Source organism: Kitasatospora sp. NPDC001261 (assembly GCF_042896795.1).
Classification (GTDB): domain Bacteria; phylum Actinomycetota; class Actinomycetes; order Streptomycetales; family Streptomycetaceae; genus Kitasatospora.
Window position 1 is genome coordinate 13,267 of record NZ_JBIAXP010000010.1, and the last position, 14,020, is coordinate 27,286.

Annotated in this window: 14 protein-coding genes and 1 riboswitch; of the genes, 4 read left to right on the forward strand and 10 right to left on the reverse strand. The window is 71.6% G+C overall.

The window, feature by feature from the left end; all coding sequences use genetic code 11:
- Positions 1–294: 294 nt before the first annotated feature.
- The 3 genes from ACFY4B_RS15280 to ACFY4B_RS15290 all read left to right on the forward strand — a co-directional run bounded on the left by ACFY4B_RS15280 (position 295) and on the right by ACFY4B_RS15290 (position 4,820).
- Entirely contained in the window at positions 295–1,611 is a 1,317-nt protein-coding gene (locus ACFY4B_RS15280; RefSeq protein ID WP_259316730.1) for an extracellular solute-binding protein, read from the forward strand.
- 229 nt (positions 1,612–1,840) lie between these two features.
- The gene (locus tag ACFY4B_RS15285) at positions 1,841–2,899 is read left to right on the forward strand and encodes an SIS domain-containing protein (RefSeq protein WP_049649426.1); all 1,059 of its coding nucleotides are present in this window, start codon (positions 1,841–1,843) and stop codon (positions 2,897–2,899) included.
- 400 nt (positions 2,900–3,299) lie between these two features.
- Positions 3,300–4,820: a sensor histidine kinase gene (locus ACFY4B_RS15290; protein WP_181970676.1), complete on the forward strand. Its 1,521-nt coding sequence runs from the start codon at positions 3,300–3,302 to the stop codon at positions 4,818–4,820.
- A 461-nt stretch (positions 4,821–5,281) separates the two neighbouring features.
- Here ACFY4B_RS15290 and ACFY4B_RS15295 read toward each other — a convergent pair whose 3' ends face one another.
- Together ACFY4B_RS15295 and ACFY4B_RS15300 are read right to left on the reverse strand one after the other, a co-directional pair.
- The gene (locus ACFY4B_RS15295; protein WP_014138019.1) at positions 5,282–5,533 is read right to left on the reverse strand and encodes a WhiB family transcriptional regulator; all 252 of its coding nucleotides are present in this window, start codon (positions 5,531–5,533) and stop codon (positions 5,282–5,284) included.
- Between the two features lie 369 nt (positions 5,534–5,902).
- Complete coding sequence (locus tag ACFY4B_RS15300; RefSeq protein ID WP_074001417.1) at positions 5,903–6,874, reverse strand: diacylglycerol kinase family protein; 972 nt, start codon at positions 6,872–6,874, stop codon at positions 5,903–5,905.
- 50 nt (positions 6,875–6,924) lie between these two features.
- On the opposite strand from ACFY4B_RS15300, the gene ACFY4B_RS15305 reads away from it, so the two are divergent.
- Complete coding sequence (locus ACFY4B_RS15305) at positions 6,925–7,353, forward strand: hypothetical protein (RefSeq protein WP_049649428.1); 429 nt, start codon at positions 6,925–6,927, stop codon at positions 7,351–7,353.
- A gap of 53 nt (positions 7,354–7,406) precedes the next feature.
- Here ACFY4B_RS15305 and ACFY4B_RS15310 read toward each other — a convergent pair whose 3' ends face one another.
- From ACFY4B_RS15310 to sodN, 8 genes are all read right to left on the reverse strand, one after another.
- A complete protein-coding gene (locus ACFY4B_RS15310) occupies positions 7,407–8,474 on the reverse strand; it encodes an RNA polymerase sigma factor SigF (protein ID WP_117489497.1) in 1,068 nt (355 codons plus the stop codon).
- A gap of 180 nt (positions 8,475–8,654) precedes the next feature.
- Positions 8,655–9,065 carry an anti-sigma regulatory factor gene (locus tag ACFY4B_RS15315; protein ID WP_049649429.1) on the reverse strand — a complete coding sequence of 137 codons (411 nt, stop codon included), beginning with the start codon at positions 9,063–9,065 and terminating at the stop codon, positions 8,655–8,657.
- Between the two features lie 188 nt (positions 9,066–9,253).
- On the reverse strand, positions 9,254–9,730 hold the full coding sequence (locus tag ACFY4B_RS15320; RefSeq protein WP_049649430.1) for a GNAT family N-acetyltransferase: 477 nt from the start codon (positions 9,728–9,730) through the stop codon (positions 9,254–9,256).
- Between the two features lie 10 nt (positions 9,731–9,740).
- Complete coding sequence (locus ACFY4B_RS15325) at positions 9,741–10,124, reverse strand: nuclear transport factor 2 family protein (protein ID WP_049649431.1); 384 nt, start codon at positions 10,122–10,124, stop codon at positions 9,741–9,743.
- A gap of 90 nt (positions 10,125–10,214) precedes the next feature.
- Positions 10,215–11,207 carry an ABC transporter substrate-binding protein gene (locus ACFY4B_RS15330; protein ID WP_387968230.1) on the reverse strand — a complete coding sequence of 331 codons (993 nt, stop codon included), beginning with the start codon at positions 11,205–11,207 and terminating at the stop codon, positions 10,215–10,217.
- 17 nt (positions 11,208–11,224) lie between these two features.
- Positions 11,225–12,028, reverse strand: a complete 804-nt coding sequence (locus ACFY4B_RS15335; protein WP_387968232.1) for an ABC transporter ATP-binding protein — start codon at positions 12,026–12,028, stop codon at positions 11,225–11,227.
- Entirely contained in the window at positions 12,025–13,104 is a 1,080-nt protein-coding gene (locus ACFY4B_RS15340) for an iron ABC transporter permease (protein ID WP_074001420.1), read from the reverse strand. Before ACFY4B_RS15340 ends, ACFY4B_RS15335 begins: the two co-directional genes overlap by 4 nt.
- A 122-nt stretch (positions 13,105–13,226) precedes the next feature.
- Positions 13,227–13,352, reverse strand: a riboswitch (cobalamin riboswitch).
- A gap of 81 nt (positions 13,353–13,433) precedes the next feature.
- Positions 13,434–13,829 carry a superoxide dismutase, Ni gene (gene sodN, locus ACFY4B_RS15345; RefSeq protein ID WP_387968234.1) on the reverse strand — a complete coding sequence of 132 codons (396 nt, stop codon included), beginning with the start codon at positions 13,827–13,829 and terminating at the stop codon, positions 13,434–13,436.
- Positions 13,830–14,020: the final 191 nt, after the last annotated feature.

Below are 14,020 nucleotides of genomic sequence, written 5' to 3' on the forward strand. Positions count from 1 at the left end.
GTTCCCTCAAGCAGGCCTTAAATCCACCTTAAGACCTACTTAGGGTGACGGAACGACGACTGGCGGCCACGCGGTACAACGGCTCTGCAACGGCCGCCCCGACGAAGGCTTTTGGTCGTTGACACCACCTATGGTCTAGGCCAGAGTCCAGTCATCCGGTTCGAGATTCAACCTCGCCGGATGTGGTATCGGCCCTCCCCCAAGCTCTTCGCCGCCCCCTGTCCGGACTCTCCGCCACGGGCGCCAATCACGCTGCCGGCGGGCACAACGGCTCTACACCCCTCGGAGGATGGCGTGAAGAAGCGTCAGCTCATCTCGACGCTCGGGACCCTGGCACTGGCGGTCGGCCTGACGGCCTGTTCCTCGACGGCGAAGCCCTCGGGCGACGCCGGCGCGGCCGGTTCCGCGGACCCGAAGGCCGCCGGTGGCACCGTCACCGTCTGGCTGATGGACGACGCCCAGAAGAACTGGCCGGACCTGGTCCAGCGGGTCAACGACGAGTTCGCGGCGAAGTACCCGAACGTCACCCTCAAGCTCGCCTACCAGGGTTGGGCCGACAAGCTGGCCAAGCTCGACAAGGCCATCGCCGACGGCAGCGCCCCCGACGTGGTCGAGCTGGGCAACACCGAGACCATGAAGTACGTGCTCTCCGGCGCGCTGGCCCCGGTGGACCGCGGCACCTTCGACAACTCCGACAGCTGGATCAAGGCGCTCGCCAACACCTGCACGTACCAGGACAAGCTCTGGTGCGTGCCCTACTACGCCGGCTCCCGGGTCGCCATCTACAACTCCACCGCCTTCCAGCAGGCCACCGGCAGCGCCGACTTCCCGAAGACCGAGGCGGAGCTGCTGGCCGCGCTGGACAAGGTCGCGGACCGGAACAAGGCCGACAAGACCTTCTCCCCGCTCTACCTGCCCGGCCCGTACTGGTACGCCGCGATGAGCTACGTGGCCGCGTACGGCGGCGGCATCGCCAAGTTCGACGGCTCCGGCAACTGGCACGGCACCCTGCACGACCCCAAGTCCCAGCAGGGCATCAGCCACTTCGTCGACCTGGTGCGCAAGTACAACAAGGGCGACCTGGCGGTGAACGAGCAGAACCAGTTCGAGTCGATGGCCCGCGGGCACGCCGCGTCCTTCTACGGCAACGGCTACGAGGCGGCCAGCGTCACCGCGCCGGTCACCGGCGACCCGAGCCTCAAGGACGCCGTCAAGGTGGCCACCATGCCCGGCCCGGACGGCAAGCCGCTGCCGACCTTCATCGGCGGCTCCGACCTCGCCGTCACCGCCAAGTCCCAGCAGGTGGCGCTGGCCACCGACTGGATCCGGATGTTCACCAGCACCAAGTCCGAGCAGGCGCTGGCCGACAAGGACATCCTGCCGAACAACCTGACCCAGCTGAACCCGCTGAAGAGCAAGCCGAGCACCGCCGCCGCGGCCAACGCCGTCCCGGACGCCTGGTTCACCCCGCTGGCCCCCGGCTGGGGCGCGGTCGAGAAGCAGAAGATCATCCCGGACATGCTGACCTCGATCCTCAAGGGCAAGTCGGTGGACCAGGCCACCAAGGAGGCCGACGCCGCGATCGACCAGCTGATCAACAAGGCGTCCTGACCTCCCGTCGCGCCCGTCTCCGGACGCCCGTCCCGTCGTCGGAAGGGCGTCCGGAGGGGCGCGCGGGTGGGCGTGCGCGCGGGTGTGCGGACGGAGGTGCCCGGCGGCGGGCGCGCCCGTAGGATCGTGGGACGAAGGACCGCAGCGAGTGTGCGGACTCGCCGCCTGGAGGTCCCCGCCGGGCAGCCGCCCGAGCGGGGTCGAACCGTCTCACCGGAGGCAGACCCAGATGTCCGACCCGCAGACCGTTCCCGTCCCCGGCCGGATCATGGCGGCGGAGATGGCCGAGCAGCCGGCCGTCCTCCAGCGCATCCTCGACGAGGGTGCCCCGAAGATCCGCGAGGTCGCCGCACAGATCGCCGCCCGCCGCCCGCGCTTCGTCCTGCTCACCGCGCGCGGCACGTCCGACAACGCCGCGCTGTACGCCAAGTACCTGATCGAGATCCTGCTCGGCAAGCCGGCCGGCCTGACCTCGATGTCCACCACCACCGCGTACGGCGCCAAGCCGGACCTCACCGACGTGCTGGTCGTCACCGTCAGCCAGTCCGGCGGCTCGCCCGACCTGGTGGCCTCCACCAAGGCCGCCCGCGAGGCCGGGGCCGTCACGCTCGCGGTGACCAACAACGCCGCCTCGCCGCTCGCCGAGGTCTCCGAGTTCCACATCGACGTGCTGGCCGGCCCGGAGAAGGCGCTGCCGGCCACCAAGACGTACACCGCCGAGCTGCTGGCGCTCTACCTGCTGGTCGAGGGCCTGCGCGGGGGCGACGGCGCGGCCGCCAAGGAGCTGCCGGGCCTGGCCGCCGGGGTGCTGTCCCGCCGGGCCGAGGTGAAGGCGCTGGCGGAGCGCTACCGCTTCGCCCAGCGCCTGGTGATCACCTCGCGCGGCTACGGCTACCCGACCGCCCGCGAGGCGGCGCTCAAGCTGATGGAGACCACCTACATCCCGGCCACCCCGTTCTCCGGCGCCGACCTGCTGCACGGCCCGCTGGCGATGGTGGACAACGTCTCGCCGGTCATCGCGATCGTCCCGGACGGCAAGGGCGGCGAGGCCCTCCAGCCGGTGCTGGACCGGCTGCGCGGGCGCGGCGCGGACCTGGTGGTGGTCGGCCAGCAGGCGCAGGTGGACGCCGCCTCGGCCGGCTTCGCGCTGCCGGCCGGTGTGCCCGAGGAGGTGCAGCCGATCCTGGAGATCCTGCCGCTGCAGCTGCTGGCCTACGAGGTCACCATCGCCCGCGGCCAGGACCCGGACGCCCCGCGCGCCCTGGCCAAGGTCACCGAGACGCGGTAGCCCGTCCCGCGCGCGAGCCGGCCCCGGTCCACGGATTGTGGACCGGGGCCGGCTCGTTGAGCGGCGGAGACATGGTTCCGGGGGTGGAAAACACTACGGGCCACGGCGCCGACACGGGACCCTCAACCCATGCGGCACCGCAGCCCGGAGCTGTCGTCGGGCGCCAGATGGGATCGAGAACTGTGCGGGGTCCTCGATCTGCGGCGTCCGACCGAGGAGGGGCCGCGCGCGGTCAGGGCAGTTGCGCGGGGACCTCTCCTTGGTGCCCTTCCATTGTGGACTAGACCAATCTCGGTTGTCCAGGCCTCCCGGAAAATTGGTCTAAACAACTCAGGGGGTGTCCGGACCCGGCGGGAGGCCTGGCGCGCCCCGCCCGGACCGGCGGCGCTACCCTCGCCATGTGCCCTCGCTGAACGAACTCGTCCGCCGCCACACCACCCTCACCGGGGCCGATGTGGAATGGCTCCACCACCTGGTCTCGGAGTGGCAGCTGCTCTCCGACCTCTCCTTCGCCGACCTGGTGCTGTGGATCCCCACCTGGGACGGCATCCGCTACGTCTCGGTGGCGCAGATGCGGCCCAACACCGGGCCCACCTCCTACCAGGACGACATGGTCGGCCACCTCGTCCCGCGCGGCCGCCGCCCGCTGCTGGACGCCGCCTTCGACGAGGGCCGGATCGTGCGCGAGGGCGACCCGGAGTGGCGCGAGGAGGTCCCGGTCCGGGTCGAGTCGATCCCGGTCCGGCGCGAGGGCAAGGTGCTGGGCGTGATCGCCCGCAACACCAACCTGCTGACCGTCCGCACCCCCAGCCGGCTGGAGCTCACCTACCTCCAGAGCGCCTCCGACCTGGCCCAGATGATCGCGGCCGGCTCCTTCCCCTTCCCCGGCGTCGAGCAGGCCGACATGGACGCGGCCCCCCGGGTCGGCGACGGCCTGATCCGGCTGGACGCGGACGGCGTGGTCACCTACGCCAGCCCCAACGCCCTCTCCGCGTACCACCGCCTCGGCCTCACCACCGACCTGGTCGGCAGCCACCTCGGCCGGGCCACCGCCGACCTCGCCCCGCCGTCCCGCTCGGCCGTCCACGAGGCGCTGGTGAAGCTGGCGAGCGGCTGGGCGCCCCGGCAGACCGAGGTGGAGGCGCAGGGGGGAGTGGTGACCCTGCGGGCGATCCCGCTCAAGCCCAAGGGCACCCTGACCGGTTCGCTGGTGCTCTGCCGGGACGTGACCGAGCTGCGCCGCCGCGACCGCGAGTTGATGACCAAGGACGCCACCATCCGGGAGATCCACCACCGGGTGAAGAACAACCTGCAGACCGTCGCGGCCCTGCTGCGGCTGCAGTCCCGCCGGATGGAGTCGGAGTCCGCCCGGGCCGCGCTGGACGAGGCGGTGCGCCGGGTCGGCTCGATCGCGATCGTGCACGAGACGCTCTCCCAGGCGCTGGACGAGCAGGTGGCCTTCGACGAGATCGCCGACCGGGTGCTGGCGATGGCGATGGAGCTGACCCAGGACGGCCGGGTGGCGACCCGCCGCACCGGCAGCTTCGGGATCCTCTCCGCCGAGGTGGCCACCCCGCTGTCGATGGTGCTGACCGAACTGCTCCAGAACGCCCTGGAGCACGCGTTCGGTCCGACCGCCTCCGGGAACCTGGAGGTCAGCGCGCTGCGCGGGCGGGCCCCGGCGACCGGCAAGGGCTGGTCGGACACCTGGAACGGCGGCGCCCGGCCGGAGGAGTACCTGCTGATCACGGTGCAGGACGACGGCCGCGGCATGCCAGAGGGCTTCGACCCGAAGACGGCGGGCAACCTCGGGCTGCAGATCGTCCGGACGCTGGCCACCGGCGAACTGGGCGGCACCTTCGACATGGTGGCCGGCCCGAACGGCGGTACGAAGGTGATCCTGGAGATCCCCGTCCGCTGAGATCCCCGTCCGCTGCGGTCGCGGCCGCGGGGAAACCGTTGCGCGGGGATGCGCACAGGTGCGTGGAGGGGGCGTGCGTCCGGCGGAAGCGCCGGGTGCGCGCACCCGCACGCCGGGGTGCGGAACGGGGTGCGGAAACAGAAACGAGGCCCTGTCGACCGGGGGGGGTGGGTCGACAGGGCCTCTCAACCCGTTCCGGCCGTCGGGGGGAGTCGGCCGGAGCGGGGGCTCTGGGTGGTGCGACACCTCGCCGGTGCGTTGCACACGGTGAGCGCCACAGCTCCACGATATTGCTCTAAGTGAACAGTATCAAGTGCTTGGGCGGGTCCGGTGTCGCGGGACCTGGCTGGGCGAGGTCCTTGGTGCGGAAGGCTTCACCAGGAGGTGCAGGGAAGCCTTTGATCATGTGTCGATCGGTACTGCGGTCACTGCTGGTACTACGGCGTGTGATCGCCGGGTGATCAGGCGGTGCGGGCGCGGTTGCGGGCTGCACGGCGCTTCATCGCGCGGCGCTCGTCCTCGCTCATGCCGCCCCAGACGCCGGCGTCCTGACCGGTCTCGAGCGCCCACTGGAGGCACTGCTCCATCACCGGACAGCGGCGGCACACGGCCTTGGCTTCCTCGATCTGCAGCAGAGCAGGACCGGTGTTCCCGATCGGGAAGAACAGCTCGGGGTCCTCTTCGCGGCAGACAGCGCGGTGGCGCCAGTCCATGGTCGTCCAACTCCTCCTGCCGCGGGGGGTGGCCCGATCGGCATAATCGAATGGCTTGTGAATGTGAACGCTTTCACGAATCCCGCAACAGCAAAAGAGACCAAAGGCCCGTCGGGCCCGGGTGGTCTGTGCTGGGGGGGATTCGGCGATTCGAGGGACGCCCCGCGGTCGGCGCTCCTGTGGTTCCGGAGTTGCCGTCGCTGCGATGTGTCCCGATCGCCATGTAGAGGTTCGCAAACCTCGGGCTCGGATACAACCCCCTTCGGGGAGGAATTTTGGATTCTTCGGTGTCGCCTAGCTCACAGCCAGTACTTCTATGGAGTGAAGGGGGCTTGTGCGTTCGAGAAGAAGGAGGAACCCCCCTTCCAGTCACACAATCACACGCAGTGCCCGCCGTACGCCTGTGAAACTGACGCGACTCCTGTCTCCAAGATGGTCCCCGTCGACCTGGAACGGGGCCGGTTCCTCCGAAACCAAGGTGAAGTGTCTGACGTCGTGATAGGAGACGACGTGCTTCCCGGAGGGACCGCTGGGAGGGGCGCCGTCACTCGAAGTCGTGTACGACCGCAGGATCTGACGGACCGTTCGAGCGGTGCCGAACGCCGTCATCCGGGTGATGCCGAAGACGTCCAGGTCCGTGTCGAAGGAGGCGAGCGGTGAGGGGTAGACCGGACGATTGCCGAGGAACGTCCAGGGAGAGGTGTTGCTGACTATCGACAGCACCAGGCCCGGAACCCGCTCGTGGCCCGGCAGCTCCAGGGAGACGGGGCCGGAACGGCGCTGCTCACGCTGGGTGAAGTAGTGCCGCAGGGCCTGGCCGACGTACAGGGCGTGGGTGGACTTGCGCCCGGCCCGGCGCTGCTCCTCGACCCGCCCGACCACCCCGGCGTCGAAGCCGAGGCCGGCGGTGAAGGTGAACCAGCGGTCCGGCAGCCCGTCGGTCATCGCCTTGCCCAGCCCGATCGGCCGCTCCCGGCCGTGCTCCAGCGCGTCCAGCAGGGCGCCGGTGGCCTCCACCGGGTCGTTGGGCAGGCCCAGCGCGCGGGCGAACACATTGGTCGAACCGCCCGGCACCACGGCCAGTCGCGGGACCTTCTCGCCCGGGCCGTGCGCCAGCAGCCCGTTCACCACCTCGTTGACGGTGCCGTCCCCGCCCAGCGCCACCACCAGGTCGACCGTGCCGTCCTCCGCCGCCTCGCGGGCCAGGTCGCGCGCGTGGCCCCGGTAGCGGGTCTCGGCGACCTCCAGCTTGAGATCGCTGCGCAGGGCGTGGATCAGGACGTCCCTGGTCCGGCCACTGGTGGTGGTGGCCTTGTGGTTCACGACCAGGAGAGCGCGCATGGGGAAAGCCTACGGGTCGGTACGGAGCAACCGGCGGCTACCCTGCTGGAGTGACCGCAGAAACCTCCGCACCCGTACCCTCGGCCGGATCCGGCCGCCCGGCCTCCCTGACCCTGGGCGCCGCCATCACGGCCCTGGCGGGCGCCGCGCTGGCCGTCGTCGGCGTCTGGGACATGGTGGCCGCGCTGTCCGGCCAGTCCAAGCAGCTGGCCCTGAACGAGTTCGGCGGAGCGGTCATCGTGCTGCTCGGGGTGCTGCCGGTGCTGGCCGCCCGCGCCCTGCTCAAGGAGCGCCGCTGGGGCCGCAGTCCGGCGGTGCTGACCAACTCGATCTGCCTGCCGGTCGGCTACTACATGGCCGAGAGCGGCGGCGCGATGATCGCGGTCGGCGTGCTGGTCGGCGCACTCGGCCTGGTGGGCATCGGCTGCCTGCTGAACCCGAAGTCGACGGCGGCCCTGTACGCCCCGTCCGAGGACTAGGGATACAGGGCCGCCGGGAGCCTGAAGCCGGGGGGACTGAAGGAGCGTCAGTCCTACTCCTCCACCAGGAGCTTCTCCCGCAGCTGGGCCAACGTCCGGGCGAGCAGCCGGGACACGTGCATCTGGGAGATCCCCACCTCGGCGGCGATCTGCGACTGGGTCATGTTCCGGAAGAACCGCAGCACCAGGATCTTCTGCTCCCGGGGCGGCAGTTGGGCCAGCAGCGGCTTGAGCGACTCGCGGTACTCGACGCCCTCCAGCGCCTCGTCGGTCGCGCCCAGGGTGTCCGCGACGGCCGGCGACTCGTCGTCGCTGTCCGGCACGTCCAGGGACAGCGTGGAGTACGCGTTGGCGGACTCCAGGCCCTCCAGGACGTCCTCCTCGGAGATCCCCAGGTGCTCGGCCAGCTCGTGCACCGTGGGGGAGCGGCCGTGCCGCTGGGAGAGCTCGCTGGTCGCCGTGGTGAGCGACAGCCGCAGCTCCTGGAGGCGGCGCGGGACGCGCACCGCCCAGCCCTTGTCGCGGAAGTGCCGCTTGATCTCCCCGACGATGGTCGGCGTCGCGTAGGTGGAGAACTCGACCCCGCGCTCGTGGTCGAAGCGGTCCACCGACTTGATCAGGCCGATGGTGGCGACCTGGGTCAGGTCGTCCAGCGGCTCGCCCCGGTTGCGGAAGCGCCGGGCCAGGTGCTCGACCAGCGGGATGTGCATCCGCACCAGCTGGTTGCGCAGCTCGACCCGCTCCGGGGAGCCCTCGGGCAGTGCGGACAGCCGGACGAACAGCGCGCGGGCGGCCTCCCGGTCCGGGGCGCCGGTGCGGTGCGAGCCCTGGGCGGGCAGGGCGACGTGCGGCTCGACCTCGGCCGTCGACTCGGCCTCGACCGCGGGGTCGGCCTCGACCGCCGGTTCCGTCCCGACGGCCGGGGCCGTCTCGTCCACCGGGTCCGGCGGGGGCGCGGAGGCAGGCGTCGGCTCGGACGTCGGCTCGGTGGGGTGGCTCATCCGCTGGGCGTCCTTCGGGTGCGCTTCGTCGTTGGCGGCGAGGCCGGGAACGCTCGCCTGGGTCGGTACGGCAGGTCCCGCCGTCGCGAGGCCGGTACGGTCCAGATCACTCACGGCCATTCCCCCGTTCCGTTCCGGGAGCACCGGGGCCGGTGGCCCCGGAATCGTCTCGTTGGTCGTACCGCGTGGGTGGCGGTACCGGGAGCCGTCCGTCGGTCCCCTGAGCGGGGGAGCGGCGGACGGCCCTTGCGCGGGTGCTGCTCGGTGCTGCTCGGTCGTGCGGTGCGGTCCGGCGCCCGACTAGTGGGAGGGGGACCCGCCGCGCTTCTTGTGCAGGCTGATCGTCACGGTCCTGTCCTCGGCGACCGAGGAGTCGACCTCGCCGGCCAGGGCGGAGAGCACCGTCCAGGCGAAGGTGTCCCGTTCGGGAGCCTTGCCGTCGGTGGTCGGGGCGGAGACGGTGACCTTCAACGAGTCGCCGACCAGCCGGAACTCGCAGGACAGTACGGAGCCGGGCACCGCCTGCTGGAGCAGGATGGCGCAGGCCTCGTCGACCGCGATCCGCAGGTCCTCGATCTCGTCGAGCGTGAAGTCCAACCGGGCCGCCAACCCGGCCGTCGCTGTTCGCAGGACGGAGAGGTAGGCCCCGGCTGCGGGCAGCCGGACCTCCACGAAGTCCTGAACGCCGAGATCGCCGTCGATCTGGGACACCCTTGCCTCCTGGGTGGCGCGCTGTGCTTTCTTGGTACCCCGCTTGTTACCGCTTGCTACCCCCGAAGGGGGCCCGGCGCCGCGGATCCGCCATCGCTCTGCCTTCCGCACCCCGGTTCGGGAGTTACTCATGGTAAGGCATTGCGACGCAGGGTGGCAGACCCTTTCCCCGGACTCCCGGGAGCCGTTCAGCGCTGCCCGGCGGCGGCCAGCGCCCCGTCGGAGAGCCGGTACACCGTCCACTCGTCCATCGGCACCGCGCCGATCGACTTGTAGAAGTCGATCGAGGGCTGGTTCCAGTCCAGGACCGACCACTCGACCCGGGAGTAGCCGCGCTCGACGGCGATCCGGGCGAGTTCCAGCAGCAGCGCCTTGCCGTGGCCGCCGCCGCGCGCCTCCGGGCGGACGTACAGGTCCTCCAGGTAGATCCCGTGGGTGCCGCGCCAGGTCGAGAAGTTGCGGAACCAGACCGCGAAGCCGACCGGTTCACCGGTGGCGTCGTCCTCGGCGATCAGCCCGAACAGGGCCGGGTTCTCGCCGAACAGGGCCTCGTGCAGCTGCTCCTCGGTGGCCTTCGCCTCGTGCAGGGCCTTCTCGTACTCCGCGAGTTCGCGGATCATGGCGTGGACGACGGGGACGTCGGTGGCGACGGCGGTGCGGATCATGTCCGTGAGCCTACTGCTCGGGACCGGTCTCGTCCCAGGCCTGGAGGGAGGTCTGGTCGATGATCCGGCCGTCCCGCAGACCGGCCATCGAGGACATCAGCACCCGGACGCCGTCCGGGTACCGGCAGGACTCCAGGAAGGCGACGTGGTCGCCCTGGACGACCACCTGTTCCAGTGTGTGGGTCATCTCGCGGCCGTAGACGTCGTCCAGCATGGCGCCGATCTCCTCCCGCCCGTGCATCACCAGGGGGTGGCTGGGCTGGGTCTTGCGGTCGACCATGCGCAGTTCGGCGTCCTCCGCGTAGAGCGCCAGGAGGGCCTCGGCGTCGCGGCGTTCGATGCCCTCGCGCAGTGCGCGGGTGTCGAAGGCGGCGGGGGCCGTCGTGGTGGTCATGATCTCGCTCCTCCGGTCGGGTTCCGTCGGCTCGTACCTTGAGCGTACGCCCGCGGCCGCCCGGACCCGGAGGAGCGGGATCCGGGCCGGTCAGGGGGCCGGCACGGTGCGCAGGTAGGCGGCCAGCGCGCTGATCGCGGCCGGGTTGCGCGGGCTCTCCACCAGGTCGACGTAGTCCATGACGAAGATCCGGCCGTTCCTGACCGCGGCGACGTTCGCCAGCGGCGGGAAGGACATCAGGAACTTCCGCTTCTCCTCGGCCTTCGGCGTCGCGTAGTCGTTGATCACGATCACCTCGGGGTCGCGCTGCACCACGCTCTCCCAGCCGGCCGTGACCCAGCTGTCGGCGAGGTCGCCCATGATGTTGGTCCCGCCCGCCTTGGCGATGATCTCGTTGGCGGCGGCGAACTTCCCGGCGGTGTACGGCTTGTCCTGCCCGCTGTCGTACAGGAAGACGGAGGGGTGGCGCTCGGCCGGCGGGACGGCGGCGATCCGCGCCTTGAAGTCCGCGATCAGCTGGTCGGAGCGGTCCTTGACGTCGAAGATCTCGCCGAGGTTGGCCAGGTCGGTGTAGAGCGCCTCCAGCGGGTCCATCACGCCGCGCTCGGTGCCCTTGCCGCTGCGGCAGGACTCGCTGAGCACGTACGAGTCGACGCCGAGCGCCCTGAAGGCCTGCGGGGTGACGCCGCTGCCCTCGTCGAAGCCGTAGTGCCAGCCGGCGAAGACCAGGTCGGCCTTGGCGTCCAGCGCGATCTCCTTGGTGAGGATCTTCTTGGAGAGCCAGGTGGTCTGCTGGTAGCCGTCCTTCCAGGCGACCTGGTCGATCTTCCCCTTGTCGTCGGGCATCACGTAGCCGGCCATCCGGTCGGCGAGGCCGAGCGAGAGCATCAGTTCGGTGATGTTGACGTCGTTGGTCACCACCCGGGCGGGCTTCTGCGCGAAGGTGAGCTTCTCCCCGCAGTTGTCCACCGTCACGGGGTAGTGGGCGGAGGCGGTGGCGGCCTCCTTCGGGGCGATCTCGGCGCCGCAGCCGACGAGTCCGAGGGCGAGCAGGGCGGTGGCGGCAACGGCCTTGGTGCGCACGGGAGTTCCTTGGGGGGTCAGGGGAGGCGGTCGAAGAGCAGCTGGAGGGCGCCGGTCTCCGGGTGGCGCACCGGGGTGCCCCGGACGCCGAACACCTCGGCCAGCAGGGCGGGTCGGAGCACCTCGTCGGGCGGCCCGGAGGCGACGATCCGGCCGTCCCGCAGGACGTACAGCAGGTCGCAGTGGCCCGCCGCCAGGTTGAGGTCGTGCAGCGCGGTGAGCACCGTCGGACCGGCCTCGCGGGCGAGCGCCAGCACCTCCAACTGGTGCGCGATGTCGAGGTGGTTGGTGGGTTCGTCGAGCACCAGCAGGCGCGGCTCCTGGACCAGCGCGCGGGCGAACAGCACCCGCTGCTTCTCGCCCCCGGACAGGCTCAGGAAGCCCCGCTCGGCGAGGTGCCCGGCCCGGACCTTGCGCAGCGCCTCGGCGCAGCGCCGCTCGTCCCCGTCGACTTGGGCGCCGAAGCCGCGGCGGTGCGGCAGCCGGCCCATGGCGACCACCTCGGCGACGGTGAAGTCGAACTCGGCGGAGTGCTCCTGGGTCAGCGCGGCCACCCGGCGGGCGCTCTCGCGGGCGGTGAGGGCGTGCAGGTCGTCGCCGGCCAGCCGGACCACGCCGCCGGCCGGCTTCAGCACCCGGTAGACGCAGCGCAGCAGGGTCGACTTGCCGCTGCCGTTGGGGCCGATCAGCCCGACCACCTGCCCGGCGGCGGCCGCCAGGCTCACCTCGTGGACCAGCCGGGTGCCGGCCAGCTCCACCGAGACGCCGTCGACGGCGAGGTCCTGGGCGTGCACCGGGGCCGGGTCGGTCGTCGCGGTCACCGGGCACCTCCGAAGGCCTGGCCGCGGCGGCGCATCATCACCAGGAAGGCGGGCACGCCGAGCACCGCGGTGAACACCCCGACGGGCAGTTCGGCGGGCGCCAGCAGGGTGCGCGAGGCGATGTCCACCCAGACCAGCAGCAGCGCCCCGGCGAGCGGCGCGACCACCAGCACCCGGCGGTGCCCGGCGCCGACCAGCATCCGCGCCAGGTGCGGCATCAGCAGCCCGACGAAGCCGATCGCCCCGCTGACCGCGACCACGGTGCCGGTGACGGCGGCGGTCACCACGAACAGCTCGCGGCGCAGCCGGTCCGGGTCCACGCCGAGCGAGGCGGAGGTCTCGTCGCCCATCGCGAGCGCGTCCAGCCGCCCGGCGGTGCAGGCCAGGTAGGCGAGCCCGGCCAGCACGGTGACGGCGGCGATCGGCACCTTGCCCCAGGTGGCGCCGCCGAGGCTGCCGAGCAGCCACATCATGACGTCCCGGGCGGCCTCGCCGCGGTCGGCGGCGAAGACCATCAGGGTGGTGGCGGCGGAGAAGCCGTACGACAGCGCGGTGCCGGTGAGCACCAGCCGCAGCGGGGTGAGCCCGTACGCGGTGCGGGCCGCGACGTAGACCAGGGTCATGGCGGCCAGCGCGGAGCCGAAGGCGGAGGCGGAGATCGCCCACACCCCGAGCGAGGCGAAGGCGCCGAACAGCATCACGGCGTTGGCGCCGACGGCCGCGCCGGAGGAGATGCCGAGCACGAAGGGGTCCGCCAGCGCGTTGCGCACCAGGGCCTGGACGGCGACCCCGCAGGCGGCCAGCCCGGCGCCGACCACGGCGGCCAGCACGGTGCGCGGCAGCCGGATCTCCCAGACGATCGCGTACGCGGCCGCCTCGTCCGCGTCCAGCCGGCCGCCCGTCAGCCCGGCGCCCAGGAGCCGCAGCACCCGGGGCAGGCCGAGCCCGGAGGAGCCGAGGGCGACCCCGCAGACCAGGGAGAGCAGCAGGGCGGCGGCGAGTCCGGCGGCGAGCGGGACGACGGGTATTCGGCGAGCGGGCGGGCCGACTGCACGGTTGACGGGTGCGCGGTTCACGGGTGCGCCTTGCCTCGGGCCGGGAGCGCGCCGGGGCGGGCGCGGGCCGGGGGCGTGCCGGGGCGCCGTTCCCCTCGCAGTCCGCGGCGAGTTGTCGGGAGGTCGGCGGCCGAGGGCGATCGGGCTGGCGCGGCCGTACGGGCGGGTACGGGCCGTGCTCACCGTTGCGGGTCAGCGCCGGATTCGCACCGGACTTCCCCCTCGGACGCCCTGGCAGCATAACAGCCACTCAGGGCAGGCAACCCTTACCGGGCCGGGTCGGACGTGAACGCACGACCGCCCCCGTCCGGCGGTGCGGACGGGGGCGGTCGGGTGGCGACGCGTCAGGCTCAGGCCTGCTTGGTCTCCCAGAAGATCTTGTCGACCTCGGCGATCAGGTCGAGCAGGGCCTGGCCGGTGGCCGGGTCCGTGGACGCCTTGGCGGCCGAGGCGGCCTTCAGGGTGTCGTTGATCAGCTGGTGCAGCTGCGGGTACTTCTCGAAGTGCGGGGCCTTGAAGTAGTCGCTCCACAGCACCGAGATGTGGTGCTTGACGGCCTCGGCGCGCTGCTCCTTGATGATGACGGCGCGGGCGCGGAAGTGCGGGTCCTCGTTGGCCTGGTACTTCTCCTGGGTGGCCTTGACCGACTCGGCCTCCAGCTTGGCCTGCGCGGGGTCGTAGACGCCGCAGGGCAGGTCGCAGTGGGCGTGGACGGTGGCGCGCGGTGCAAACAGACGAGAGAACATGGGAGTCCTTCCTTAGATCGTCTTCCCGCGCCCGAGATTACCCTTCCGCCCTCCCGGTTTCGCGATCGGGCGGTGGGCCTAGGGCGAAAGACGGACCGGGAACCGGCGCAATCCGGACATCGGACGGACGGCGGTCCGTACGGCAGACTGGGGGCGCGAGCGGGGGCGGGAGGAGGAGTCGTGGCGCGGAG

Coding starts and splice junctions, on each gene's coding strand:
- ACFY4B_RS15285 (WP_049649426.1), top strand. CDS start 1,841: ATGTCCGACCCGCAGACCGTTCCCGTCCCCGGCCGGATCATGGCGGCG.
- ACFY4B_RS15295 (WP_014138019.1), bottom strand. CDS start 5,533: ATGGACTGGCGCCACCGCGCTGTCTGCCGCGAAGAGGACCCCGAGCTG.
- ACFY4B_RS15300 (WP_074001417.1), bottom strand. CDS start 6,874: ATGCGCGCTCTCCTGGTCGTGAACCACAAGGCCACCACCACCAGTGGC.
- ACFY4B_RS15310 (WP_117489497.1), bottom strand. CDS start 8,474: ATGGCCGTGAGTGATCTGGACCGTACCGGCCTCGCGACGGCGGGACCT.
- ACFY4B_RS15320 (WP_049649430.1), bottom strand. CDS start 9,730: ATGATCCGCACCGCCGTCGCCACCGACGTCCCCGTCGTCCACGCCATG.
- ACFY4B_RS15325 (WP_049649431.1), bottom strand. CDS start 10,124: ATGACCACCACGACGGCCCCCGCCGCCTTCGACACCCGCGCACTGCGC.
- sodN (WP_387968234.1), bottom strand. CDS start 13,829: ATGTTCTCTCGTCTGTTTGCACCGCGCGCCACCGTCCACGCCCACTGC.